This window comes from Dietzia psychralcaliphila (assembly GCF_003096095.1).
GTDB classification, from domain to species: domain Bacteria; phylum Actinomycetota; class Actinomycetes; order Mycobacteriales; family Mycobacteriaceae; genus Dietzia; species Dietzia psychralcaliphila.
In genome coordinates this window covers 3,695,513-3,721,036 of record NZ_CP015453.1, presented here as the reverse complement: position 1 = coordinate 3,721,036, position 25,524 = coordinate 3,695,513, and the positions used below count along the sequence as shown (strand labels likewise).

The following is a 25,524-nucleotide window of genomic DNA, read 5'->3' as shown; positions in this document are numbered from 1 at the left end:
CAGGGGTCCGTTACACTCCTCGTCATGGCGTGCATCACCTCATTGATTCGGGACCGTCGCTTCTAGCGGCGGATTCCCTCCTGTAGGACGCTTCCGCCGCTCCGCGGTCCAGCCGGGCGGCGCTTCTGCATGCCCGGGCGCACTCTCTTCATTCGGAGCGTCTACACATGCCCACCTATCGGGGCGGCCGGCACGAGCACGGCCAGAACTTCCTCACCGACACCACGGTCATCGACGAGATCATCGACATCGTCGACGAGACCTCGGGGCCGATCATCGAGATCGGGCCCGGGAGGGGTGCACTGACCACCCCGTTGCAGTCCCTGGATCGCCCACTGACGGCGGTGGAGATCGATTCCCGGACAGTCGAGCATCTCCAGGGTTCGCTCGCTACAGACGTTGAGCTGGTCCACGCGGACTTCGTGCAGTGGCCGTTGCCGACTACTCCCCATGTGGTGGTGGGCAACCTCCCGTTCCACCTCACCACCTCGATCCTGCGCAAACTGCTCCACTCCCCGTCCACGACGACGGCCGTCCTGCTGGTCCAGTGGGAGGTCGCGCGTCGACGAGCAGGCGTCGGGGGCGCGACCATGATGACCGCGCAGTGGTGGCCGTGGATCGAGTTCACCCTGCATCGCCGGGTGCCCCGCCGGGCCTTCCGGCCGGAGCCGACCGTCGACGGAGCACTGCTCGTCCTGTACCGGAGGCCTCGTCCTCTTCTCGCGGACCAGGACCGTAGTGCTTACCGCCGGTTCGTTCACGACGTCTTCACCGGACGCGGCCGGGGCATCGCCGCGATCCTGGCCACCGTGGTACACCCGCGGCGCAGATCTGCAGTCCGCGGGGTCATCGCCCGGGCGGGCGTCGCGCCGGATGCCCTGCCCAGGGATCTCACCGCGCAGGACTGGGTCGCGTTGTACGCGGCACTGGGGCGTCAGAAGTGAGGCGGGTGCCGATCTGCTCCGGACCCCAGCCCCCGACTCGGTGCCCGTCACCGCGGCGCGGGGCTGTGCGGGGCTGTGCGGGGCGGTGTGCTCCTTCCGGCCCGCCGACCGGGCACCTCAGGCAAGGATGGACCCTATGACACCTACTGCAGTGGTGGCGTGGCGATGATCGAGGTGCGGCCGGCTGACCGGTTCGACGACGTGGCTGTTCTCCTGGGGCCGAAGAAGAACCCGGACGCCTCGGTGTGCTGGTGCCTCAGCCACCGACTGGACTCCAAGACCAACACCTCGCTGACGGGTCCCGCCCGCGGCGAGTACGTCCGCGACCTGTGCGGGCGGGACACCGCACCGGGCGTGCTCGCCTACCTCGGGCCGGAACCCGTGGGGTGGGCGGGAGTCGCTCCGCGCCGCGACCTGCCGATCGCGCGATCACGAGTGGTGCCGACCGTCGACGCTCAACCTGTGTGGTCGATCTTCTGCATTCGGGTCCGCCCCGGGTACCGGGGTCAGGGAGTGGCGCGGGAACTGGTCGAGGGTGCGGTCGGGTTGGCGCGCGACCACGGCGCACCCGCCGTCGAGGCGGTACCCGTGGACAACAGTGCGGAGAAGGTCAACCTGACGATGGCGTTCGTGGGGTTCCGCTCCCTGTTCGAGCAGGCGGGATTCGTCAAGGTCGCCGACACGACGTCGGTGGCGGGGGGCTTCCCTCGGATCGTCATGCGTCGTCAACTCGACTGACGCCCACAATCGCCACCCAGCTGCGCGGTCAGGGGAAAGGGCGCGACTGCTGGCGGCGCGGCGTTAGGCTTGTCGCTACCGCCACCTCGCGAGCAGCGGAGGACGACCATGGGGACGCTGGGCTACACCGCGACCATCTCGCTGGACGGCTATGCCGCCGACGCGAACGGCGACTTCGACTGGACCGCGCCCGGCGGGGACCTGTTCAGGTTTCACGTGGAACGCATGACCTCGGTGTCGCACGAGGTCCTCGGGCGGAACACCTACCAGTTGATGACCTACTGGCAGTCCGAACCCGAGGACGGATCCTGGAGCCCGGACGAGCACGAGTTCGCTCGACTGTGGCAGGACCTGACGCGCACCGCGGTGTCCTCGACGATGACCGAGGCGGACCTCGTGTCCGACCGGGACCGCCTTCTGCCGCGCCTCGACATCGCCGGGCTTCAGCAGATCGTCGACGACGCCGAGGGTGAGGTCGAGATCTTCGGACCCACCACGGCGAGCGAGGCGATCAGTGCCGGGATGGTCGACCAGTTCAGGTTCTTCATCGTCCCGAGGGTGGTGGGTGGCGGCCTGCGCGCGCTACCTCCGGGTGCCGAGCTCGACCTGGAGCTGGTGGAACACCGTGTCTTCGACAACGGGGCCGCCCTCCTGCACTACAGACGTCGAGATGCCGAGCGGAGCAGCTAGCTCACCGGTGGATCCGGGCGAGCTGCTCGGCGATACCCGCCACCGACTCCCGGTCCATCCCCAGGAACCCGGAGAGCATCCGGCCCACGGGGATCGAGCCCACCAGCTGCTCGATCGAGGCTCCCACGGCGCCGCTCGCCTCACCGGCGTTCGCCGCGAGCGGGCGGAACACCTCGTCGAGGATCAACCGGGCGTCGGGGTCCGCCATCGCCTCGGAGATCGTGGAGTCGAGGTCGATCCGGACCGGGCGCGGGTCCCCGTCGATCGGCACGGAGGCCTCGATCCGGAGGTCCCGGCTGGAGGCCGCGGCCGCGAAGACGTACTCGCCACCCTCCACCAGCCAGCACCCGGCGGGCTCGTCCCAGTACGCCAGGTCCCGGCGTTCGATCACCACCTCGAGCTGTCCGCTCTGTCCGGGATCGAGCTCGATATGGCCGAATCCCACGAGCTCCCGTGGCGCCCGCCTGCGCACCGAGGCCGGCAGCGAGGCGTAGATCTGGACGACCTCGCGGCCCCGGTACGACCCGGTGTTGTGGACCTCGACCCGTGCCGTCCACCCGTTGTGCCCGGCCACGACCGTCAGGGATCGGTAGTCGAAGGTCGTGTAGGACAGGCCGTGTCCGAAGGGGAACCGCACCTCCCGCCGCCTGTGGTCGTACCCGCGGTAGCCGACGAAGATGCCCTCCCCGTACCGGACGTGTGAGTCCTCGGCGGGGAAGTTGCCCCAGCTTGGGACGTCCTCGATCCGCAGCGGGACGGTCTCGGCCAGCCGTCCGGACGGGGTGGCGTGGCCGTAGAGCACCCGCGCGAGCGCCCGGCCTCCGCCCTGTCCCAGCAGCGCCCCGGACACGATCGCCGTCGCGTGGGGAACCACCGGGGACAGGTCCACCACGGATCCGGCCGACAGGATCACCACGATCCGCTCTTGCACCGCGGCGACCGCCTCGAGGAGCCGGAGCTGGTTTCCCGGCAGATCGATGTGCTGCCGGTCGACGCCCTCGGACTCCTGGTCGTCGGTCAGACCGAGCATGAGGACGGCCACCTCGGCCTCGGACGCGATGGCCACCGCCTCGGCGAGGAGCAGGTCCTCGTCGTCGTCACCATTCCCGACGCCCGTGGCATGGGTGACCCGGGCGTCCCCGGCTATTCGCCTGATCTCCGTCAGTGGCACATCGACCCGCGTGGGGGTGACGTGCGAGCTGCCGCCTCCCTGGAAGCGCGGTTCGCGGGCGAAGGCGCCGATCACCGCGACCCCGGTGGCCGGTGAGAGGGGAAGGAGGCCGCCGTCGTTGGCCAGCAGCACGATCGAGGACTCCGCCGCCTCCCGCGCGAGGTCGTGGTGGGCGTCGTGATCAACCGGTGCCGCGCGATGCGCTGCGCCGGACTGCACCGCCTGTGGCCCGTTCCGGGCCCGCACCGCCAGGCGCGCCACGGCCGTCGCGGCCCGCAGGGCGTGGGCCCGGTCGAGCTCGCCCCCTCGACGGCCCGGACCACGTCGGCGTCGTCGAGTCCGGCGGGTCCGGGCATCTGCAGGTCGAGCCCGGCACGCACCGAGGCCACCCGGTCCACCACGGCGCCCCAGTCGCTGATGACCGCTCCGTCGAAACCCCACTCGTCCCGCAGCAGCTCGGTGAGCAGCCACCTGTTCTCGGTGGCGTAGACACCGTTGAGCTTGTTGTAGGCCGTCATCACCGTCCACGGCCGGGCGTCCCGGACCACGCGCTCGAACGCCCGCAGGTAGATCTCGCGCAGTGGACGGGGGTCGACGTCGGAGCTCGCCCGCATGCGGTCGTGCTCGGAGTTGTTGGCGGCGAAGTGCTTGAGCGACGCCCCGACGCCGCCCGACTGGAGGCCCGCGACCACCTGCCCGGCCATCACACCGGTCAGGTGCGGGTCCTCGCTGAAGTACTCGAAGTTGCGGCCGGCCCGCGGGTCGCGCTTGATGTTGATCCCCGGACCCAGCAGGACCCCCACCCCGGCGGCCACGGCCTCGGCGGCCAACGTGGACCCGATCCGGCGGGCCAGGGCGGGGTCCCAGCTCTGCGCCAGCCCCGCGGCCGGGGGGAAGCAGGTGGCCGGGTCGCTCGCACTGAGACCGAGATGGTCCGATGCGCCGGACTGGAACCGCACCCCGTGCGGGCCGTCGGTGAGGACCAGCGCGGGCACCCCCGGGTGCTCCTCGGTGCGCCAGAACGACGCACCGCTACCGAGCGCGGCCTGCTGCCCGAGATCGAGGTCGGCGACCGCCTGATCGGCCCCGGTGGGGTCCCCGACGGGGACTGGCGGCGCCGCGGATGCTGACGACTCGGTGCCTGATCTCATGCGGTGACCCCGTCCTGGTGCGTTGTCCAGTTGTAGCACGGGGCGAGGGCTAGCATTCCGGTATGTCTGCCGGGCACACAGTTGTAGAGGGTCGGCCGGGCCGCGGGGCCTGCGCATCGACGTCGCACGCTCGTCGAGAGCTCAGAGAGGTATGACCGAGTTCGTCCTGTTCTGTGCGCCGACCCTCATCTACGTGGTCGTGCAGTCCCGCCGCAGTGACCGCTCCGCCGGGGCGGCGATGCGACTCGCGGGGGTGTCCCGGGGCTCTCTCGCGGCGTACGGATGGGCGTTGGTGCTGTTCGTCCCGCTGCTGGCGGCGGGGTGGCTGTCGCTGGCCCTGGTCCCCGCCGAGGTGCTCGAGCAACCCGGGGTCTCGGTCGCGGCGATGTCCTCCGTGGGTGTCGCCGCCGCCGTGGTGCTCCGGGCCGTCGGCGAGGAGGTCTTCTTCCGGGGACTGCTCGGCGGCGTGTTCATCCGGCGACTCGGCTTCGGGTGGGGCAACCTGCTGCAGTCCGTGGTGTTCCTCGTCCCGCACCTGGCCCTGCTGGCGGTCGATGTGAGGCTGTGGCCCCTCATCCCGGTGCAGTTCGCCGCCGGGTGGCTGCTCGGCTGGCTGCGGCACAGCTCGGGAACCCTCGTTCCGGGGGCGGCGGTCCACGCGCTGGCGAACCTCGCCGCGGGAGTAGTCGCCGCGGGTCTCCTCCCCGTCTGAGACGGCAGGGTTGTGAGGGGACGCCCGTGTCACCGAGCGACGGGGGTAATGGCATGCCCGGCTTTTGTACGATGCCCCGGTGAACGCATCATCCGACCCCGTGAGCGGCGACCGCGGACCGGCCGACGTGGCCGCGGAACCCGCCGACTGGACCGAACCGACCGAGACGGTTCCCCGGCGACGAATCATCTTTGCCTCGCTCATCGGCACGACCATCGAGTTCTACGACTTCTACATCTTCGCCACGGCCGCGGTGTCGGTCTTCCCGCTGCTCTTCTTCCACGGGGGCGACTCGGGCGCCGCTCTGCTCGCCTCCATGGCGACCTTCGGGACCGCGTTCGTCGCCCGCCCGCTCGGCTCGGTGATCTTCGGCCACTACGGGGACCGGTTGGGCCGCAAGGTCACGCTCGTGGGAGCGCTGCTCACTATGGGAATCGCGACCTTCCTCATCGGACTGCTGCCGACCATCCACCAGATCGGGCTGTGGGCCCCGGCGATGCTCACCATCCTGCGCTTCTTCCAGGGAATCGGGCTGGGCGGTGAGTGGTCGGGTGCGGCGCTCCTTGCCTCGGAGACCGCGCAGCCGGGCAAGCGGGCCTTTGCCGCGATGTGGCCGCAGCTGGGCGCGCCGTTCGGGTTCATCCTGGCCAACGGACTCTTCCTGCTGCTGACCACCTGGTTCTCGTACGACTCCACGGCCCGCGACCTGTCCGATCCGTTCCTGGTGTGGGGCTGGCGCCTGCCGTTCCTGCTCTCGATCGTGATGGTGGCCGTCGGCCTCTACGTCCGTCTCCGGATCGAGGAGACCCCGGTGTTCGCCCGGGCCATCGCGGACGATCAGCGCGTCAAGACACCGGTGTCGGAGGTGTTCAGCAAGAACTGGCGAGAGATCATCCTCGGCACGTTCATCATGCTGGCCACCTACGGCCTGTTCTACCTGATGACCACGTGGATCCTGTCCTTCGCGATCGGCGGCGAGGGCACCGGCGGGCTGGGGTACGGCTACCGGTCGTTCCTGACCCTGCAGGTGGTCGCGATCATCCTGTTCGCGGTGTTCGTGCCGGTGGCCGGGCTCCTCGCCGACGCGCTCGGGCGGCGTCGCATGCTCATCGGCGTCACCCTCGCCATCATCGCCTTCGGGCTCAGCTTTGGTTGGTGGCTGGACCCCGAGGCGATCGGTACCGGCGAGGACCTCGACGTGACCCGCATGCTGCTCTTCTTGTGCGTCGGCATGATCCTCATGGGCCTGACCTTCGGACCCATGTCGGCCGTGCTCCCGGAGTTGTTCCCCACCAACACCCGGTACACCGGCTCGGGAGTCGCGTACAACTTCTCGGCCATCCTCGGCGCCGCACTGACGCCGTTCGTCGCGGTGTGGCTGGTGCAGAACTACTCAGTGGCCTACGTCGGGTACTACCTGGTGGGGCTGTCCGTGCTGACCATCATCTCGCTCGTCCTGGCCCCGGAGACCAGCAAGAAGTCTCTGTATTCGTGACCCGCGGGTCCATAGGATGCGACGTATGAACGCAGTCGGCAAAGTCCTTCTCGGGTTGTTGCTCTTCAACGGGATCACGGCAGCCGGCGGGGGCATCGCGCTCATGACCGGTGTGATCCCCGAGGAACCCTCGTGGATCGAGCACACCGACTTCAGCAGTCTCTTTCTTCCCGGCGTGATCCTGCTCGCGCTCGTGGGAGGTAGCGCGTTGTTCGCGGCGACGGTGATGCTCAAGCGGAGCGCGGGATGGCAGGCGGCCAGCATCCTGTCCGGATGGATCATGGTGGTGTGGATCGTCGCGGAGATCGCCTCGATTCGCGGCGTCCACGTCCTGCAGGTGGTCTACCTCGTCACCGGGGCCGCCGTGATCTGGTGCACCCCGGCAACCCCGACCTCGCCGACCACCCCACGAGGGGCGTCGGAGAAAATCGGGTGAGATCGACGACGACGAGGTCGGCGCGCGCGTCCGCGATCGCCGACCCCGGGAGTGCGTCGGTGCGTCCGCTCAGCGTGAGTTCCGCGCGGACATCGCACGGAAGACGTTCAGCGCCCCCAGCACGATCAGCGAGATGCCGAGGAGCCACCACAGGAAGCCGGCGCCCCACACCGGGGTGCTCAGCAGGGAGACGCCCGCGAGGACCGAGATGATCGCGAACACGATCGTCACGCCCTTCGCGCCCGACTCGCCGAGGGTGAACAGGGCGGTGAACCCCTCGATGATCCACATGACGCCGATCATCACGGTGATGAAGACGGCGAGGAATGCCGCGGACTGCTCGAGCGAGGCGAAGGCGTAGGCGCCGGCGATCACGTACAGCAGACCCAGGAGGACGTGGCCGACCCGACTACCCGTCCCATGGCTCTTGGCGAGGAAGCCTATGGAGGCGTAGACGACGCCCGCGATGATGGCGTAGAAGGCGAGCACGCCGGTGATCGCGACGGCGGTCTTGGCGGGCCAGACCAGAACGGCGATGCCGAAGCCGATGGCGAGGAGGCCACCGATGATCAACGCGAGACGCAAGGCCTTGGAGACCTGGGCGACGGTGGAGTGGGCGGAGGTGGAATGGGCGGCGGTGGAGGTGGACATTCTGCGAACCTCGATCGGGAGAGGCGAACGATCGCGGACGCGATCAGTGGAAATAAATTTAGTCCGATCGTTCCGCCCGCGGGGCATGTTCTGTCGAGCAGCTCCCCCGTAGCGCCCACGGTCTGGTGGAACTCGTGGAGAAGGCCACCAGGGCGGAGGCCCCTCGGCCGAGATCGCCCTTGGTCTCTACGGACGACTAGAACTGCACGCGATCCGACGCTCATGTCCCCCCGAGTTATCCGACCTGGGCCTCAGGGTGAGCGCGATCTACGCTCGGACGCGCGGGCGACCGGATCGGTACTCCGGGTAGATCCCGGATACACCACGTCCGGCGCGAAGGGCGCCGGAACGTCCCCCGGGGACATTGCAGGATGCGCGGACTGCAGTACGTCCGACTCAAGCGGTCAGTGGACCGACGCGCCTCCGTCGACCGGGATCTCCCCGCCCGAGACGTAGTAGGCCTCGTCCGAGGCCAACCAGGCGACGGCGTTGGACACGTGGATCGACTCGATCCAGGCCTTGCCCATGGGGTTGAGGCCGGCAAAGGCGTCTTCGGCATCCTCCGCCTGCGGGTCGTCCAGGTCCGGTCGGAAGAGCCCGTACGTCTTGGAGTTCTTGACCATCGGGGTGTCGATGGAGTTGGGGTGGATCGTGTTGACTCTGATGCCGTGCGGGCCGAGCTCGTTGGCCAGGACCTTCATCAGTCCGACGATGCCGTGCTTGGCAGCGGTGTACGCGGCCACGTTCGCCAGGCCCTTGAAGCCGGCTAGCGAGGAGATGATGATGACCGAGCCGCCCGGGCCGGCGGCGAGGAGGTGCTCGGCTGCCGCCGCGTAGGTGTGCCAGACGCCGGTGAGGTTGATGTCCTGGATGTCGTTCCAGGACTGTTGCTCGATCTTGTGGGTCTCCTGCCCGAAGGTGAAGATGCCGGCGTTGGCCACGATGATGTCGACGCTCCCCAGTTCAGCGACCCCGGCCGATACCGCGTCGGTGAGTGCCGGCAGGTCCCGGACGTCCGCGACGCGGGCGACGATACGGCGCCCCTGCGCCTCGACCAGGCGCACGGTCTCGTCAAGGTCCTCCTGCGTCGGCAGGTCATAGAACCCCTCGAGTGAGGCGATCGGTGCGCAGATGTCGACGGCGATGATGTCCGCGCCGTCCTCGGCGAGCCGCACCGCGTGGCTGCGCCCCTGTCCTCGCGCCGCTCCGGTGATGAAGGCGACCTTGCCGTCCAGTTTTCCTGCCATGATCTGGGTCCTCTCGTTTGAGAAGTCGTGGGGTATCGGTGAGGGCCGGCACGTCTGGTCGCAGCGGCGATCACCACGGTGGCGAGGGCCTCGAACCGATGAGCGGGGAGGGAAACCGCGTCGGGGGAGGGGGAGGGGATGCGGCCGAGGCTGTCGGGCGCCGAATCGGAGCTCACGGGAGTCCCGATCTACGGCGCTCGTCGCTCTTCTGCAGTGTGGCATGACCTCCTAGGGCGCACAGTCGTTCTGGCCAAGTGCGCGGTCGAACAGCCTCGGCACGCGCAGGACTCGCACAGGTGGCGGCGAGACACGGAGCAGGGGTCAGTCCTGGTCGAGCCGCGTCACCACCCCCCGGTCCCCGTCCACGCGGACCCGGTCGCCGGTTCTGAGCGTCTGGGTGGCGACGATGGTGTTGACCACGCAGGGCAGGCCGTACTCCCGCGCGACCACGGCCCCGTGGGAGACCGAACTGCCGATGTCGGTGACGAGTGCCGAGATCACCGTGAAGTAGGGGGTCCAACCCACGTCCGTGACGGGCGCGACCAGGATCTCTCCCGGCTGCACCTCGCGGGCGTCGACGATGGACCGCGCCACGCGCACCACGCCCTCCACCGACCCGCGGCTCGCCGGCCGGCCGATGATCTCGCCACCCGCCGCCTCGCGCGGGGGCCGGGCGATCAGGGGGACCGGCCGGCCGGCCGAGACGTCGGGGAACTCCAGCACGTCCTGGAACGCCAGCGCCTCCCGGCGCTTCTGCGCGCTCTGGATAAGATCGCCGATCTCGCCCGTCCCGACGATCCGGGCAAGTTCCGCACGGTCGAAGAAGAACACCAGGTCCGCATCGGGCAGTCGCCCGGCTGCGGCCAGCACCTCACCGAGGTGGCGATAACCCCGCTTGAGCGCGTGCGCCATCAGCGCCATCTTGGCCTTGGTCTCCTCGCGCCCGCGGGCCCCCTCCTGCGCGAATCGGGCGAGCAGGCGGATGGCGGGGGAGCTGGGCTCGTCCACGCCCGCATCGGCGTCAGCATTCGAACCCGCGCCCGGGTGCGCCGGGCCCGGTCCGCGGTCACCCGCCGCCCGCACGCCATCACCCGCCGCCTGCGCCGATCGCACCATCACCTGCATCATGGCCCCGAGCCCCTCCGGATCCTCGGCCCAGGAGGGATCGCGCATGCACAGCTCGCGGTAGCCGCGGTGACCATGACGAGCCAGGAACGCGCGCAGTTGCTCGCCCGCGGCACGGTCCGAGGCCCGCAGGGTGGTGACCGCGACGCCTGGATCCGCGGCGAGGAACTCCTCGGCGGCCGGGGGGTCGGCCGCGATGGCGCGGACCACCGCGTCCAGCTGCTCCAGCATGATCGCGCTCTCCACATCGGAGGCGCCGGCCATGAGCCTCGCCGCGTCGGTGCGGCCGGAGTCCTCGCCGCGGCCGGCCTTGACCGCCTGCTTCATCAGGACACTCTCGAGGATGTTGGCGGCGACCGCGGCGCGGGAGGACGACCGCACATGGGTCAGCGTGACGTCGCAGTACTGCTCGACCCCGGCCTCCAACTGCTCCATCACCAGCCGCGGGTCCTCGCTGGTAGGGACCCGCCAGCCGGCGATCTGCCCCTCCAGCCGCCGGATCGCCGGGCCCGCCGACAGCGCGTGGGAGGAGAGCCGGATGGTGTTGCTGAGCCTGCGCAGGAACGGCTTGGGCGGCTTGGGCACCAGCTCCTCGACCACCCGCCCGCAGATCGAGGTGGAGAACTGCTCCAGGGAGTTGCCCACGATCCCCGAGCTCAGCGCCGTCCCCTCGGTGAGGTTGAGGAACATGTGCCCGGAGAAGTAGCCCACCTGCAGCCACGGCTGCTCGTAGCTCGGCTGGGCGCGAGCCACCACCTGGATCTTCTGCATGGCGTAGTCGATCGCGAACCCCGAGACCGACGCCGTGAGGGGACAGAACGCCCCCGGCATCATCTCGCCGATGTTGCAGCGCGTGTAGACGTGGTCCGGGCCCGCGAGGGTGGAGTCCATCTCGCCCAGGTCGGCGGGCAGGGTGGTGATGGGCCGTGCCTGCAGCCACCAGAGCGTGCCGGCCCGGTCGATCGCCCACTCGAGGTCCATCGGCCGGCCCCAGTGCTGCTCCGCGCGCAGGGCGCCCGACCGGATGGCGGCGATGTCCTCCGGGGACAGGACGCCCTCGTCGTCGTCGTACTCCCGGACGGCCACCTCGCCGACGGAATCCAGGACGAGGTGGTCCGGGGACGCCGATCCGTCGACGAGCGCCTCACCCAGACCGGCGACGGCGTCGATCACCATGAGGTCACGCCGGCCGGTGGTCGGGTCCGCGGTGAACACCACGCCGGCGGCGCGCGCGTCCACCATCTGCTGCACCACCAGGTGCATGGGCGGCGGGGCGGTGTCCGTGGCCGTGTTCGCGGCCGTGGTGTCGGACCCGGTGCCGGCCGTCGCGGTGGCCGCCGGCTCCGCGCGGTATGACGACGCGCGGCCGGAGTTCACCGACGCCGCGCACGTGCGCACGGCGTCGGCGAAGGCGTCGGGGGAGTCCACGCCCAGCACGGTGTCGTACTGGCCGGCGAACGAGTGGTCCTCGCCGTCCTCCCCGGCCGCCGAGGACCTCACGGCCACCGGTGTGGCGCCCGCGGCGGCCATGCGGTCGAACCACCGGGAGAGGTCCACGACGACGAGGTCCTCGGACGCGTCCGCGATGACGAACCCCGGGGGGACGTCCAGGCCGAGGCGCCGGAGTTCGGCCAGGCCCGCGGCCTTCCCGCCGTAGCGGTCGTCGGCGACCTCGTCGAACTCGACAACGTGGGGATTGGCACTGTGGGGAGTGGCCCCGTGTGCACCGGCGCCCCGCGGCGTCATCGGTCGCCACCCAGCGCGTCGACGATCTCGGCCAGCGCCTCGGTGGCGATGGGGCCCGTCTGATAGAGACAGAGACGGTCCGACACCCCGTCGACGCGGTCGCGGATGTGCGCGGCCACCTCCGCCGGGGTGCCACACGCGGCGATGGTGTGCAGGATGTCGTCGCTGATCAACGACGTCATCTCCTGCCAGCGGCCCTGCTTGGACATGGTGTTCAGCTCCGGCTGGAGGTCGCCCCACCCGTGGGCGTCGAGCACGGGCTTGTACGCCGGCGTGGAGCCGTAGAACGCCAGCAGGCGACGCGTCGACAAGTGGTCGTCATCGGCCCCGGTGGCCACGGACACGATCACCTCGGGAACCACCTCGAAGTCGTCCTCGCCGCGCCCGGCGGCGGCCAGCCCGGCCCGAACGGCCGGCATCGTCTTCTCGTGCAGGAACTTCTTCGACCCGAACGGCATCACCAGCAGGCCGTCGGCCACCTCCGCGGTGGCCCGGGTCAGCCGCGGTCCGAGCGCCCCGAGGTAGATGGGCGGCGGACCGTACGGGTTGGGCCCGGGGACGAAGGTGGGGGTCATGAGGGTGTGCCGGTAGTACTCGCCGCGGAAGTCCAGGCGCTCACCGGTCTCCCAGGTGGCGAAGATGGCCCGCAGCGCCCCCACCAGCTCCTTCATCCGCTCGACGGGGCGATCGAACTCGGCCCCGTAGCGCTTCTCGATCTGCGCCCGCACCTGCGTGCCCAACCCCAGGACGAACCGACCCTCGCTGAGCAACTGCAGGTCGTTGGCCTGGTGGGCCAGCTGGATGGGGTTGCGGGGGAACCCGATCGCGACGTTGGACATCACGTCCAGCCCGGTGACCTGCGAGGCCAGCACCAGGGGGGTGAACACATCGTGAGGTCCCTCGAAGGTGAACACGCCGGACGCGCCGGCCTCCCTGAGCGCCTCCGCGCGGTGGACCACGTCGGTGGGACCGAACAGCGCCGTCATGATCTTCATCTGCTGATGCCTCTCGCCGGATGCCTGAGGGTGCTCACTGGGTGCGTGAAGGAGCTCGCCGGATGCCTGGGGGCGTTCGCCGGGGCGGTCACCGCGCGCCGTCGGTCCAGTCGGTGAAGCCCGACGGGTGGTGCGGTCCGATCACGCCGTGCTCGAACAGTCCCGCGCCCTCGCGGGTGGTGCCGTCGGCCTCCGTGCACACGGCGCGGCCGACGTGGTCGATGAGACTGAACGCCGCCCCGGCCATCACGTCGGGGTCGGTGAGGTCGAAGCTCACGCGCTCGGTGAACCCCTCGCCCTTCCAGCTGCCGTGCGCCCACGAGGAGTCGCCGCCGTATCCGGAACCGAAGGCGATGGGTGCGAACAGCTTGGACTCCACGTCCAGGTGGATCGTGTCGCCCTTGCGGTTCATGAAGTCCACGTGGACGCCCCGGGGGATCCTCGTGCCCGCGCGATAGTCCACGGTCACGCGCACCCCGTCGAGCTGCTCGACGCGGCCGTCCCGCCAGCGACGTGTGCAGTCGTAGAGGGTGCGGTAGCCGTCAGGGTCCTCCTGCATGATCAGGAACAGCTGGTAGTCGTCGAAGGCCAGCGGCAGGTAGAGCCACCACATCCCCCGGAACGCGGTGTCGGGCCGCCCGGCCGGCTCGGCCTCACCGACCGGGCGGATGCCCCATGAGCGGTCCCGGCTGGCGACCGACGAGGAGTGCGTGACCTCCATCCGCTCGTCGTCGACCTCGATCCACCCCTCCCAGGATCCGACCTGCGCGAAGCGGCTCGCCTGGAGCGTGACCCGCCGGTCGGTGAGCATCGAGTGCGGCTCCTCCATGGCGGAGGGGAACGACCCACGCCAGGTGAGGTCGGCGGAGATGCCCTCGGTCGGCTCCAGCGTCAGGCGGAGCTCCTGCAGTGGCTCGATCACCTCGAGGCGGTAGCCGCCGACGTTGGGGTTGAGGCGGTCGTCGTCGATCGCGTCGCTGAGGTGCACCGCGGTCTGCGTGTCACCCCGGCGGACCACGAAGTAGGCGTCCTTGACGCCCAGGCGCGGGTAGTAGCCGATCCCGGTCAGCGCCATGAAGCGGCCCTCGCGGTCGAGCACGTTGAAGTACGACCGGTCGTAGAAGTTCCGGTCGGACGTCGCCGGCCAGGTCACCGGCGCGTGCGTCTGATGGATCGGGTACTCGTCGAGTGGGCTGAGTGTCACGGAGCTCTCCCTGTAATACGATGCGCATTGCATTGGAACTATGGTGGGTTCATGACAGCAGATGGCCACGAGGTTGGCGGGAGATCGGCGAAGTCCGCCGGGGGGAGGTCTGGTGTCGGGCGTCCGCGCGACGGGCGGATCGACGCCGCGGTGATCACCGCCACCCGGGAGTTGATCCTCGAGACCGGCTATCCGGCGCTGTCCCTCTCGGCGATCGCCGCGCGCGCCGGGACCACCACCGCCGCCATCTACCGGCGGTGGTCGGGTAAGGCGCAGCTCGTCCACGAGGCCGTCCTGGACGCGCAGGCGATCGGCGTGCCGGACGGCTCCGGCGACCTCCGCAGTGACATCAGAGTGCTGGTCGAGACGATCCGGGACATGTTCGACAGGCCCGAGGTGCGGGTGGCGCTGCCGGGCCTGATCGCCGACACGGTCGCCGACCCCGAGGTCCACGACCAGATGATCGCCCGGTTGGCCGGGAACCTGACCGCGTTCGAGACCCGGTTCGGGCAGGGGCGCCGCGGCGGCGACCAGCTGCCCATGCTGGCCGAGGTGGTCGCCGGGACCGCGATCTTCCGCATCCTGGTCCGCAGGGACGCCGCCCTCGACGAGGCGTGGGTGGACGAGATGACCGAGATGATCACCGGCCGCTGGTCTACTCCACCTGAGGCGCCCACTGCACGCCGTTGATGTGCGAGCCGCCGTCGACGAACAACGTGTTACCGGTCAGGTATCGGCTGGCGTCGCCGGCGAGGAACGCGGCCACCGGGCCGATGTCCTCCAGCGGGTCACCCACCCGGCCCATCGGGTTGGCCGCCGCCAGCCCTTCCGCCATCTCCGGGTTGGCCTCGGCCACCCGCCGGTACGCCTCGCTCTGCGCACCGGGACAGATGACGTTGCAGCACACCTGCCGAGGCGCCCACTCGCGGGCGGCGGTCCGGGTCAGGGTCCGCAACGCCTCCTTGGCCGCGTTGTACTGCACCGAGTACATGTGGGCGTTGACACCGTTGAGTGAACACAGGTTGATCACGCGCCCGGTGCCACGCTTCTCCAACACCGGGAGCGCCGCCTGCATGGCCCAGAACGCGGCCATCACGGCCATGTCGAAGCCCGCCCGCAGCTTCTCGTCGGTCATGTTCTCCAGGCGGGCGAAGCCCGACCCCCGCCAGGCGTTGTTGACCAGGATGTCCAGGCGACCGAAGCGGTCGGTGGCGGTGTCCACCATGCCCAGGACCTGCTCCTTGACGGTGACATCGGTGCGCACGAACTCGGCCTGCGCGCCCCACTCGTCCCGCAGCCACTGCGCGGTGTCCATGCCGGCGGCCTCGTTGATCTCGGCCACCACCACCGACGCGCCCTCGCGGGCGAGTGCTCCGGCGATCCCGCGACCGATGCCCATCCCGGCCCCCGTCACCACGGCTACGCGCCCGTCCAGAGTTCCCATGTGCCACCTCTAAGTCAGTTTCTTACGTCAGGTTTCTGACACAAGTTCTACTAGACTTCCGGGCGGAAGGGGCCTGGCAGCCCACCCTTCCTTCGTGTTGAGCCCCGGTCCGGTGGTGCGCTCGGTGGCCGGACGGTGGAGGGTGCCGTGGCGAGACGGTCACCAACCCTGGCGGGGGACCGCGGTGTAGACGGCGACCTCGTCGGGGATCCCCTTGGCCTTGGTGAGCCGGAAGCTCCTCTTGCGGCGCGTCGACACCCTGGAGGCATCAAGCCCGGGGAGGGTCGTCTCGCTGACGAGGATCTCGTCCGTGCCCGCCTTCTCCGCCAGCCTGGCGGCGATGTTGACGTCCACGCCGAGGTAGTCGCCGCCGATCATGCGCGGGGTCCCGGTGTGGATGCCGGCACGGATCCGGGGCCGCATGCCGGCGACCTCCACCCGGTCGAGCCCGGCGGAGCAGGCCACGACCGCATCAAAGGCGAGCTGGGGCGACGGGAAGACGGCCATGAGCCCGTCGCCGAGGCGCTTGACCACGTGGCCGCGGTGAGCGCGCACCTCGGGCTCGGTGGCCGAGGCGACCTCCCTCAGCAGCCGTAGTGCATCCTCGTCACCGACCCGCATGGCCCAGTTGGAGAAGCCGACCAGGTCGGTAAACACGATGGTCACCTCGGTCCCGCTGCCGCCTCGGCCTGACCGTTGCGTCAGGGCGTGCCATACCTGCAACCCGCCCAGGGACAGTTCGCGCGAGGCGGTGGGCTGCTCGTCGAACAGTCGGCCGGCCACCCGAGCGATCGTCCCCGCGCTGTCCCGGCCGGCGGCGGAGAGCGGATCGCCGAACCCCGAATCGCCGGGGAGGGCCCGCCGGGCGCGGCGCAGCGCCTCCACCGCGGAGGGGTGCCTGTTGACATCGCGGGCGCCCGCTGCGATTCGGGCGGCGGACGCGCGCGCCCGCTCCCACCGAGGGTTCGACATGCTCAGAGGGTAGCCGGACAGCCCCGGGAATCAGCGCACCACCGGCAGCTCCACGCGCCGGATCGTGAATCGGGCGACGGTGGGGGAGTAGGTCTGCTCGCAGGGGGGCCACCGAGGATCCGGATCCGGGGCAGGTTATAGCTATTCGGTGTCTTTCCCTTCCGGCAGCAGGCTACCCCCGGGTGACCTCACGCAGCTCCCCGGTGGCCACATCGTAGATGAAGCCGCGGACGGCGGTGCCGTGCAGGAGGAACGGGTCCGCCTCGACTCGCGCGAGCGACTGGCGGACATCAGCCTCCACCTCGCCGAACGCCTCCGGGGACCACCGTGGACGCAGACCCGTGTCGGCCTGGATCTGATCCTTGAAGTCGTCGTCCCGGAACGTGAGCATTCCGCAGTCGGTGTGGTGGATCAGCACGATCTCCTCGGTGCCCAGGAGCCTTTGGCTGATCGTGAGGGAGCGTAGGACGTCGTCGGTGACCACTCCTCCGGCGTTGCGGATCACGTGCGCATCACCCTCGGACAGCCCCAGAAGTCCGTACGGGTTGAGGCGGGCGTCCATGCACGCCACCACGGCGATCTTGCGGCCGGGCGGCATGGGCAGGTCGCCCTTGTCGAAGTCGGACTGATAGGCCCGGGCGGCCTCGAGGAACTCGTCGGTGACTGTCATGGCCGCAATCTAGTCCCGGATCCGCGCCGTAACCAGCCTTCCTGGCTGTGAATCCGGCGGCCCGGTTCGCCGACGACGGTTCGTCGGCACGGTGGGCTCCGACCATTCCCGGAGTTGCTCCCGCTGCGCCTGTTCGGTGGGATGCTGACCGGGTCGGCGACGACCCTCGGACGTGCGGGAGGTACCCATGACGACCACCCCGTCCACCCCGGGCCGGGACGCGGGAGACCCCGGCCTTGCCCCGCCGGCGCGCGCTCTTCGGCCGCCGGCACTCAAGCGTGTGATCGGGCCGGGGCTGCTCCTGCTGTTCATCGTCGGGGACATCCTCGGTACCGGGATCTACGCCCTCACGGGCAAAGTCGCCGAGGAGGTCGGGGGTGCGGCGTGGCTGGCGTTCCTCATCGCGTTCGCCGTCGCGGTCCTCACCGCCACGAGCTACCTGGAGTTGGTCACCAAGTACCCGAAGGCCGGCGGCGCCGCCGTGTACGCGCACCGCGCGTTCCGGGTGCAGATCCTGACCTTCCTCGTGGCGTTCGCCGTCATGGCCTCAGGTCTGACCTCGGCGTCCTCGGCCGCTCTCGCCTTTGCCGGGAACCTCAACGAGGCGGTCGGGCTCGACCTGATGTCGCGGACCTGGCCACTGATCGGGATCGCCCTGGCGTTCATCACCGCGGTCGCGGTCGTCAACCTCCGCGGCGTCTCCGAATCGGTCCGCCTCAACGTGGTGCTCACGGCCATCGAGCTCACGGGTCTCCTGATCGTCATCGGGATCGGGGCGTGGGCGATCGGACACGGCCAGGGAGACCTCTCCCGCGTCACGGAGTTCGACACCGCCTCAGGTGAGAGTCCGGTCCGGTCGGTCACAGCCGCCACCGCCCTGGCCTTCTTCGCCATGGTCGGATTCGAAGATTCGGTCAACATGGCGGAGGAGACCAAGGACCCGGTGCGGATCTTCCCGAAGGTCATGTTCGCGGGTCTGGCGCTGACGGGCCTGATCTACATCCTCGTCGCGATCTCGGCGGTGGCCCTGGTGAGCCCGGAGGAGCTCGGTGAGGGGGAGACCCCGCTGCTCACGGTGGTGGCGACGGGCGCGCCCGCGTTCCCGATCTGGATCTTCGCGTTCATCACCATGGCCGCCGTGGCCAATTCGGCCCTCATCAACATGCTCATGGCGTCCCGGCTGGTGTACGGGATGGCCCACGAGCAGGTGGTTCCGCGGGCGCTCGGCCGCGTCCTACCCGGGAGGCGTACTCCGTGGGTGGCCATCTTGTTCACCACCGTGCTCGCGGCCGGGCTCGTCGCCTTGGCCGACCTCACCGCCCTCGGCGGAACCACCTCGCTGCTGCTGCTGGCGGTGTTCACGATCACCAACCTCGCGGTTCTGGTCCTGCGCCGGCAGCCGGTGGAGCACGCGCACTTCCGGGCCCCGACCGTGGTTCCGGTTCTGGGACTGCTGACCTGCGGCTTCCTCGTCTCGCCGCTGTCCGGGCGGGCGGATGCGGACTACCGGCTGGCGGGGGTGCTGCTGCTCGTGGGCGGCGGACTGTGGCTGGTGCAGCGGGTCGCCGGAGCTATCGCTTCCGGTCGGAGTGGTCGGCGAAACGCTCGAGGTCCCGGACGTGACCGGAGACGATGATGACGTCCTCCGGACCGATGGAGGTCTCCGGCTCCGCGTAGTGGAACGGTTGGCCCGGCGGCTTGATCCCCACGATGTTGACCTTGTGACGACTGCGGGGGCGGCACTGGTCGATGGTGCGACCGATCACGTCCCTCGGGGGAAGCATCCTGGCGATCGCAAAGTTGTCGTCGAACTTGATGAAGTCCATCATCTGGTTGGCGACCAGGTGCGCCACTCGGACACCGGCGTCGTGCTCGGGGAACACGACGTGGTGACACCCGATCCGGGTGAGGATCTTGCCGTGGGCCTTGTTGATCGCCTTGGCCCACACGTGCTCCACGCCCAGGTCGACCAGGTTTACGGCCACCAGGACGGACGATTCGATCGAGGTGCCTACGCCCACGACGGCGGTGGAGAAGTCCTGAGCGCCGAGTTGCTGGAGTGCCTCGATATCGGAGGCATCCGCCTCCACCACGTGTGTCAGGGAGTCGGCGTACTTCTGCACGAGCGCGTGATCCCGTTCCACCGCGAGCACCTCGCGACCCTGCGAGACCAGCTGGGTGGCCAGGGAGACGCCGAAACGACCCAGTCCGACGATGAGCACCGGGGACTGGCGGCGGTTACGGTCAGCCAATGATCGGCCTCTCTGTGGGTAGGCGGAATCTGGTGCGCTGGGCTCGCATCGTGAGCGCGGTGGCGAAGGTGATGATGCCGACACGTCCCGCGAACATCATTCCGGACAAAAGGTACACCCCAGACGGCTCCAGTTCGGCGCTGAGGCCGGTACTCAAACCGCAGGTGGCGAACGCGGAGATGGACTCGAAGAGGGTGCGTTCGAGGTCCTCGCCGGTGAGGATCATCAACGCGAGCGTGGAGGCCGACACGAGCGTCAGTCCCATTCCGGCGACGGAGACGGCGATCCGGACCGAGGACGTGGGGAGTGCACGCCCGTGTGCGGTGGTGTCCTCCTGTCCTCGTGCCTCGGCGAGGAAGGCGAGGAAGATAACGGCGAGGGTGGTCACCTTGACCCCGCCGGCGGTCGACACCGAACCGCCGCCGACGAACATCAGCGCGTCGGTGATGAACATGGTCGACGACCTGGTGTCGGAGGGCTCGATGATGGCGAAGCCCCCGGACCGCATCATCACCGAGGCGAACAGGGAGTTCTGGAGCTTGTCCGCGACACTCTCCCCACCGAGGGTCGCGACGTTGCTCCACTCCAACACCGCGAACCCGAGAGCTCCGGCCAGCATCAGCAGCACGCTGAACTCGACGGTCAGGCGGGTGTGGAGATTCCACCGGCCCAGGTGCCACTGGTGTTTCCACAGGACCAGCAGGACGGGGAAGCCGAGACTGCCCAGGAACACGGCGCAGATCAGAGCCCAGAAGACCACAGGGTCGTGGGCCACCGCCGCCAGGCCGTCGGGGTGGAGGACGAATCCGGCGTTGTTGAACGCGGACACGGCGTAGAAGACGGCGTGCCAGATCCCGTCCCCCACCGACCCCTGCTGGGCGATCAGGCGCGGAGCGAGGATCAGGGCGATGACCAGCTCGACCACGGCGGACGAGATGACGATGGTCTTGATCAGCGACCTGACCTCACCCAGCCCGCCCGCCGACGTGCCCGTCTGGGCCAGCAGACGGGTGCGCACCCCGAACTGTCGGGTGACCGAGAGCGCCAGCAGAGACGAGATGGTCACGATGCCCAGGCCGCCGACCTGGATGGCCGCCAGGATGACCACCTGCCCTGCCGTCGACCAGTGGGCGGCGGTGTCGACCGACGTCAGGCCCGTGACCGACACCGCCGACGTGGCCGTGAAGACCGCGTCGTGCAGCTGCGGTGAGGCGCCGGAGGACGTGGCCCACGGCATCATCAGCAGTGCGGTGAACAGGGCGATCGCGGAGCCGAAGGCCACGAGAGCGGACCGGGCCGGTGAGCTGTAGGAAAACGCACGGATCGCCTGCGCGCCCGACGAGAGGACGCCCGCGCTCCTGGACACCATGGGAGTGAGGGTAACCCCAGCGGTCTGCCCCGTTGTCAGCCGCGTGCGCGTCGCGCGATGAGGCCCAGGAACGCGTCCAGGACGAGGAAGGCGGCCAACGAGATCCCCAGGAGCGGGACGGCCCACCCGATCGCCGCGACGACGGTCACCCCGACCAGGGTTCCCACCGGGCGGCGGCGCAGCAGTTCGAGCACGGCACCACGTACGGGGGGCCGGGCCAGGCCTCGGGTGCGGGTGGGTCGCCTCATCCACCACATGGCGTATCCCCGGATGGTGACGACGACGATCGCCGCGGCCACGGCCGCCAGCAGGAGCTGGTTGGCCAGACCGAACAGGAACCCCATGTGGAACCGGATCCCCCAGTCGGTGAGTCTGGCGGCAGCGGGGTAGCTGGAGAACGGTATCGACTGCACGACCGCCCCCGTTGCGGCGTCGATGCTGACGGCGTCGGGGCCGGGGGTCCAGGAGCGCCGGACCTCCTGGACCCGCCAGGGGCCGCCGTCCCCGGCGGGTGGCGTGAGCTGAACCGGCTCCGTCAGTCCGGCGGCACCCGCGCCGGCCAGGGCGACCCGGGCACCGTCCGGGGTCCAGGCGGCGTCCGTGTCAGCTCCCACGCCCACGCCCGCACCCGTGCCCGCGCTCGTGCCGGTGCCGTGGTCGGCGGTGTGAGAGCCGTGCCCCTCGTGTCCCTCCGCGGCCGGGTCGGGGGGCGAGCCGGGTCGGGTCGGCTCGGGGGTGTGAGCTGACAGGGTGGGCGTGGTCCAGCCCATGGCGGTACGGAGGTCGGAGACCCGTTGTCCGGCATGGGCCGACCAGGTCAGACCGGTCGCCGACAGGACGAGCATGCCCAATAGTGCCCAGGTCCCCAGGACTGCATGGCGGGAGCGTTGGCGCGCCCGGCCCGTGAGCCCGGGCGTCGACTTCAGCACCGAGGTGCGGGCCCGGCGGGTGCGGCCCCACCACAGGTACAGCCCGGCCAGGGCCAGGGGAGCGAGCCAGCTGGCGGCCAACTCGGAGTACAGGCGGCCCGCCTCGCCGAGGTGCAGACTGCGGTGGACCCCGGACAGCCAGGTGCGCAGGGGAAGGGCCTGACCGGAACCGTACTGGACGGTGTCGCCGCGGATCGCGCCGTCGGAGGGGTCCACGAAGACCACCCGGGAGTGCGATTCCGACGGTAGTGACCCGTCCCCGAAGAGCACCCGTGTGGTGGCGCCGTCGCTCCCGGGCACGATCCTCGACACCGGAAGATCGGGATGCGCGTTGCGGGCGGTGGCGATCTGTTGGGGCAGCGGGACGTTCTGCGCGGCCGAGGCGGCGGTCAGCTGGTCGGTGTAGACCACCTTCTCGATCGTCGGTGCCAGCGCGTAGAAGAAGCCCGACACCGCAGCGACGAGCAGGAACGGGCCGACGAGCAGTCCGACGTAGAAGTGCAGCCGGAGGAAGAGTTGCCTCACGGGGCCGCGGATGTCGGAGGTGTCGGCGTCAGCTGTGTTGGCGCCGGCCGTGTGGATGCCGGCTGTAGTGATGTCGGCCGTGCGGGTGTCGGCTGGGGAGTCTGAGGTGAGGGGCGTCGGAGTCGCCGTCGCGACACCGCCGTCCTCGTCCTCGTCGCGGGAATGTCTGGTCGTGGTGGTCATGGTTAGGGCACTCCTGATCCACGGCCCGGCGCCGCCGGTGCGCTCGTGCGCGACCGCCGGGGGGCCGTTCGAAATGAGAGAAGGACTCGCACACCCACCTGGCGCCGGGCGATGGCCCGGGGGAGCGGGTGTGGTGGATCAGGCCGGAAGTGGGGGTCCGCGTAGCGACCGCTGGGTCAGCAGTCGCACCGTGGCCGGGGCGGTGACGCGGGCGGCCGTGGGAGTACCCGGAAACGGGGTCCTCGGCATGAACAGGGCCCGGACCAGCAGGATCAGTCGCGCAGCCACCCGGCGCAACCCCTCGGCGGCAGCGGCCACCAGCATGGCGGTCAGTGCCGCCCCGACGAGGTGGGCGACCACCATCGCCGGTTCCATGTGCGCCGGATGGGCCAGGGCGTCGGAGGTGACCCCCCATCCCGTGCCCGGGGGCAGGGGTGGGGCACCGTGACCATGGCCGAGCCCGTGTCCGGCGGTGGCCACCGTGGGGTGGCCGGACGAGGGTGAGTGGTGGACTGAGAGTCCGGGTTGCCCGGTGATGGGGCCGAGCGTGACGACGGACAAGGCGACGTGACCGACCGCCTGGCCCAGGAGCCCCGCCACCGCCAGTCCCGGTGCCCCCCGACCCGTCCGGCCGCGGGCGAGCGCAGCGACCGGGATCAGGCACAGGAACACGACGGCCCATCCGCCCGGACCGGGCACCCCGCCCCCGGCAGCCGTGTGCGCGACCGTGGCGGTGAGCACGGACGCGAGCACCACCGCCACCGCGCGCCACTGCGCCATCGGGTCGCAGTACCTGGTCACGACGTAGAAACTACGTCACCGCGTCGTCACCGCTCCGCCGCCCCGTCGTGAGCCCCTCGACAGGCCGTCGGCGCCCCCGGCAGCGGTGGGTGTGCGGTCAGGTGGTGCGGGTATCGAGCTCCATAAGCCAGACGGGTGGCCCTTCCGGGTGGTCGCGGCGTCCGGACACGTGGAAGCCGTGTCGCTCGTACAGTCGCACGTTCCGCTCGTCCGAGGTCTCCAGTCGCACCGTGCGGGCGCCTCGTCGTCCCGCCTCGTCGAGAGCGAAGCCGAGGAGGGCGCTCCCGAGGCGTCGGCCCTGCGCGGCGGGACGCACTCCGAGGGTTTCCAGGGTCCAGCCGTCGTGCGGCGCCGCCCCGTGCGACAGCCTGTCTATCCGGTCACCGTGGAGGGCCACGATCTGCTCGACGGCTGCGTCGTCGGGCTCCGGCGCGTCCGGGGGTAGGAGCGCGATCACCCCGTCGCGATCCCTGGTGACGGCGACGATCCCGTTCTGGTGAGCGTGCGCCAGGTAAAGGTGTTGCAGAGCGAGCAGGCGCTCGTCGTACCCCTCCACGGGGATGACGTGACGCGTCCAGGGGTAGTGCGCGAACGCCTGGGCCAGGGTCTCTGCGGCGGGGGCGAGATCGTCGGCGGAGGCCAGGCGGGGGTCACTCACGGCCGGCACCCGCCGGACGGATCATCGCCGTGGACTCCTGTCCGGGCCCCGTGGGCACGGTGCCCACGGGGAGGAAGCCGAACCGCTCGTACAGTCGGCGGCTCCCCGGGGTGGTCGCCTCGAGGAACACCGGCTCCGACGCACCTCGATCGATGATGTCCAGGCGGTGGCGCAGGAGGGCCGACCCGATCCCTTTCCCGCGAGCCCGCGGTCCGGTGGCGATGTCGTGGAAATACCAGTGTGGCTCCGACGGCCGGTGTGCCTCGACCGCGCGGGTGTGGGCTCTCCCGCGCCTCGCGGTGGGTGAGATCAGCAGGCGGAGAACCGCGGCGGCCTTCTCGCCCCACCGCGCCCACCGTCCCGCGTCGCGGTGGGGAGGTTCCCACAGCAGCGCCCCCAACGTCTGCCCGTCCTCCACGGCCACGTCGACCCGGTCCGGGTGTCGACGTACGTAGTGGCGGTAGTGGGCGGCCAGGTGTGTCGGCCTGGAGGCCCCGTCGGGGAAGAACAGCGCCCACGCCGGATCGTCACCGAACGCCTCCCCCAGCATCTGCCCGATGGCCGGTGCATCGGATGCCACCGCCGGCCTGACCTCCACCATGTCTGCCTCCTCGACTCGGCGCTATTCTACAATGTAGAAAATGTCTGCAGGGCCCGTCGGCCCGAAATTGGGGGACTGATGGCGAAGCGCCAGGTCGGACGTGGACCGAGGGGGTTGTCCCCCGCCTCGATCGTCGAGGCCGCGATCGGCGTTCTCGAGGAGGGCGGTCCTGACGCCTTCAGCATGCGCGGTGTCGGTCGCGCGGCAGGGTGCGACGCGATGTCGGTGGCCTACCACTTCGGGTCCAAGCAGGGCCTGACCCGGGCCATGGCGTCGTGGCTCGACGGTCAGGTGCGACCCGCCCCGCCCGGCTCGCCCTGGCGGCCGGCCCTTCGGCACGTGGCCGAGCAGTACCGCACTCTGGCCGGGACGTATCCCCAGACCTTTCCGTTGCTCCAGAGATTCACGCACACCGGCTCGGCCGACTACACCACGACCGAGGCGGTGCACGCCGCGATGCTGAGCGCCGGGGTCCCCCTGTCGCAGGTCGTGTCAGTGACCGTGGGCTGGTACGGAACTGTCCTCGGCCTGGCCACCGCGGAGGCCCTGGGGATGGTCGCTCCCGTGGACGACGCCACCGCGGGGGAGATCGAGGCCCTGGCCGCCGAGGACTATCCGCTGACCACCGCACTCCTGGACGACTATCGCGGGATCGACCCCGCGGTCGTCTTCGGGACCGCCCTGGATCTGATGCATGACGGGATCGAGCGGCTGGCCGCCGATCGAGGGCAAGGCGGTCCGCGCGATCGGCCATGACCGTGCCACCGCGGACCCTGCTCCAGACCCTGCTCCCGCCCCTACTCCCGAGTCGACTC

Annotated in this window: 25 protein-coding genes; 9 read left to right on the top strand and 16 right to left on the bottom strand. The window is 70.1% G+C overall.

The window, feature by feature from the left end:
- Nucleotides 1–167: 167 nt before the first annotated feature.
- From erm to A6048_RS17240, 3 genes are all read left to right on the top strand, one after another.
- Complete coding sequence (erm, locus tag A6048_RS17250) at nt 168–944, top strand: 23S ribosomal RNA methyltransferase Erm (RefSeq protein ID WP_107747046.1); 777 nt, start codon at nt 168–170, stop codon at nt 942–944.
- Nucleotides 945–1,109: 165 nt separating this feature from the next.
- Nucleotides 1,110–1,682: a GNAT family N-acetyltransferase gene (locus A6048_RS17245; RefSeq protein WP_107747259.1), complete on the top strand. Its 573-nt coding sequence runs from the start codon at nt 1,110–1,112 to the stop codon at nt 1,680–1,682.
- A gap of 108 nt (nt 1,683–1,790) precedes the next feature.
- A complete protein-coding gene (locus A6048_RS17240) occupies nt 1,791–2,372 on the top strand; it encodes a dihydrofolate reductase family protein (RefSeq protein ID WP_107747045.1) in 582 nt (193 codons plus the stop codon).
- A 1-nt stretch (nt 2,373) separates the two neighbouring features.
- Here A6048_RS17240 and A6048_RS18890 read toward each other — a convergent pair whose 3' ends face one another.
- Nucleotides 2,374–3,675, bottom strand: coding sequence for a glycoside hydrolase family 3 C-terminal domain-containing protein (locus A6048_RS18890; protein ID WP_425320802.1), 1,302 nt, complete (start codon nt 3,673–3,675; stop codon nt 2,374–2,376).
- Nucleotides 3,615–4,694 carry a glycoside hydrolase family 3 N-terminal domain-containing protein gene (locus tag A6048_RS18885; protein ID WP_425320801.1) on the bottom strand — a complete coding sequence of 360 codons (1,080 nt, stop codon included), beginning with the start codon at nt 4,692–4,694 and terminating at the stop codon, nt 3,615–3,617. The genes A6048_RS18890 and A6048_RS18885 overlap by 61 nt, the downstream gene beginning before the upstream one ends.
- Nucleotides 4,695–4,845: 151 nt before the next feature.
- On the opposite strand from A6048_RS18885, the gene A6048_RS17230 reads away from it, so the two are divergent.
- The 3 genes from A6048_RS17230 (at nt 4,846) to A6048_RS17220 (ending at nt 7,337) form a co-directional block, all read left to right on the top strand.
- Nucleotides 4,846–5,406: a CPBP family intramembrane glutamic endopeptidase gene (locus tag A6048_RS17230; protein ID WP_107747044.1), complete on the top strand. Its 561-nt coding sequence runs from the start codon at nt 4,846–4,848 to the stop codon at nt 5,404–5,406.
- Between the two features lie 127 nt (nt 5,407–5,533).
- Complete coding sequence (locus A6048_RS17225; RefSeq protein WP_107747258.1) at nt 5,534–6,901, top strand: MFS transporter; 1,368 nt, start codon at nt 5,534–5,536, stop codon at nt 6,899–6,901.
- Nucleotides 6,902–6,926: 25 nt separating this feature from the next.
- Entirely contained in the window at nt 6,927–7,337 is a 411-nt protein-coding gene (locus tag A6048_RS17220) for a hypothetical protein (protein ID WP_107747043.1), read from the top strand.
- 69 nt (nt 7,338–7,406) lie between these two features.
- Here the strand turns inward: A6048_RS17220 and A6048_RS17215 are convergent, their stop codons facing one another.
- From A6048_RS17215 to A6048_RS17195, 5 genes are all read right to left on the bottom strand, one after another.
- Nucleotides 7,407–7,988 carry an HdeD family acid-resistance protein gene (locus A6048_RS17215; protein WP_107747042.1) on the bottom strand — a complete coding sequence of 194 codons (582 nt, stop codon included), beginning with the start codon at nt 7,986–7,988 and terminating at the stop codon, nt 7,407–7,409.
- Between the two features lie 404 nt (nt 7,989–8,392).
- Nucleotides 8,393–9,235, bottom strand: coding sequence for a mycofactocin-coupled SDR family oxidoreductase (locus A6048_RS17210; protein WP_107747041.1), 843 nt, complete (start codon nt 9,233–9,235; stop codon nt 8,393–8,395).
- Between the two features lie 321 nt (nt 9,236–9,556).
- Nucleotides 9,557–12,106: a PEP/pyruvate-binding domain-containing protein gene (locus A6048_RS17205; RefSeq protein ID WP_107747040.1), complete on the bottom strand. Its 2,550-nt coding sequence runs from the start codon at nt 12,104–12,106 to the stop codon at nt 9,557–9,559.
- Nucleotides 12,103–13,101, bottom strand: a complete 999-nt coding sequence (locus tag A6048_RS17200; protein ID WP_107747039.1) for a TIGR03617 family F420-dependent LLM class oxidoreductase — start codon at nt 13,099–13,101, stop codon at nt 12,103–12,105. The genes A6048_RS17205 and A6048_RS17200 overlap by 4 nt, the downstream gene beginning before the upstream one ends.
- Nucleotides 13,102–13,189: 88 nt before the next feature.
- The gene (locus A6048_RS17195; protein WP_107747038.1) at nt 13,190–14,305 is read right to left on the bottom strand and encodes an Rv3169 family protein; all 1,116 of its coding nucleotides are present in this window, start codon (nt 14,303–14,305) and stop codon (nt 13,190–13,192) included.
- Between the two features lie 51 nt (nt 14,306–14,356).
- Between A6048_RS17195 and A6048_RS17190 the strand changes: the two genes are divergently transcribed.
- Complete coding sequence (locus A6048_RS17190) at nt 14,357–14,995, top strand: TetR-like C-terminal domain-containing protein (protein WP_107747037.1); 639 nt, start codon at nt 14,357–14,359, stop codon at nt 14,993–14,995.
- On the opposite strand, the gene A6048_RS17185 is transcribed toward A6048_RS17190, so the two are convergent.
- From A6048_RS17185 to A6048_RS17175, 3 genes are all read right to left on the bottom strand, one after another.
- Complete coding sequence (locus tag A6048_RS17185) at nt 14,961–15,749, bottom strand: SDR family NAD(P)-dependent oxidoreductase (protein ID WP_107747036.1); 789 nt, start codon at nt 15,747–15,749, stop codon at nt 14,961–14,963. The two genes, A6048_RS17190 and A6048_RS17185, sit on opposite strands and share 35 nt — an antisense overlap.
- A 159-nt stretch (nt 15,750–15,908) precedes the next feature.
- Entirely contained in the window at nt 15,909–16,721 is an 813-nt protein-coding gene (locus A6048_RS17180) for an adenylate/guanylate cyclase domain-containing protein (RefSeq protein WP_107747035.1), read from the bottom strand.
- Nucleotides 16,722–16,893: 172 nt separating this feature from the next.
- Complete coding sequence (locus A6048_RS17175) at nt 16,894–17,391, bottom strand: beta-class carbonic anhydrase (RefSeq protein WP_107747034.1); 498 nt, start codon at nt 17,389–17,391, stop codon at nt 16,894–16,896.
- Nucleotides 17,392–17,578: 187 nt separating this feature from the next.
- On the opposite strand from A6048_RS17175, the gene A6048_RS17170 reads away from it, so the two are divergent.
- Nucleotides 17,579–19,027, top strand: coding sequence for an APC family permease (locus tag A6048_RS17170; RefSeq protein WP_107747033.1), 1,449 nt, complete (start codon nt 17,579–17,581; stop codon nt 19,025–19,027).
- Here A6048_RS17170 and A6048_RS17165 read toward each other — a convergent pair.
- From A6048_RS17165 to A6048_RS17140, 6 genes are all read right to left on the bottom strand, one after another.
- Nucleotides 18,963–19,643 (bottom strand): potassium channel family protein, encoded by a 681-nt coding sequence (locus A6048_RS17165; protein WP_200837336.1) that lies wholly within the window; start codon nt 19,641–19,643, stop codon nt 18,963–18,965. The genes A6048_RS17170 and A6048_RS17165 overlap by 65 nt on opposite strands.
- Nucleotides 19,636–21,012, bottom strand: a complete 1,377-nt coding sequence (locus A6048_RS17160) for a TrkH family potassium uptake protein (RefSeq protein WP_107747031.1) — start codon at nt 21,010–21,012, stop codon at nt 19,636–19,638. Before A6048_RS17160 ends, A6048_RS17165 begins: the two co-directional genes overlap by 8 nt.
- A 35-nt stretch (nt 21,013–21,047) precedes the next feature.
- Nucleotides 21,048–22,649: a PepSY-associated TM helix domain-containing protein gene (locus A6048_RS17155; protein ID WP_211310053.1), complete on the bottom strand. Its 1,602-nt coding sequence runs from the start codon at nt 22,647–22,649 to the stop codon at nt 21,048–21,050.
- Nucleotides 22,650–22,787: 138 nt separating this feature from the next.
- A complete protein-coding gene (locus A6048_RS17150; protein ID WP_108835181.1) occupies nt 22,788–23,450 on the bottom strand; it encodes a hypothetical protein in 663 nt (220 codons plus the stop codon).
- A 97-nt stretch (nt 23,451–23,547) separates the two neighbouring features.
- A complete protein-coding gene (locus A6048_RS17145) occupies nt 23,548–24,108 on the bottom strand; it encodes a GNAT family N-acetyltransferase (protein WP_107747029.1) in 561 nt (186 codons plus the stop codon).
- Complete coding sequence (locus A6048_RS17140; RefSeq protein ID WP_107747028.1) at nt 24,101–24,709, bottom strand: GNAT family N-acetyltransferase; 609 nt, start codon at nt 24,707–24,709, stop codon at nt 24,101–24,103. The genes A6048_RS17145 and A6048_RS17140 overlap by 8 nt, the downstream gene beginning before the upstream one ends.
- Nucleotides 24,710–24,787: 78 nt before the next feature.
- On the opposite strand from A6048_RS17140, the gene A6048_RS17135 reads away from it, so the two are divergent.
- Nucleotides 24,788–25,465 (top strand): TetR/AcrR family transcriptional regulator, encoded by a 678-nt coding sequence (locus tag A6048_RS17135; protein WP_107747027.1) that lies wholly within the window; start codon nt 24,788–24,790, stop codon nt 25,463–25,465.
- The last annotated feature ends 59 nt before the right edge of the window (nt 25,466–25,524 follow it).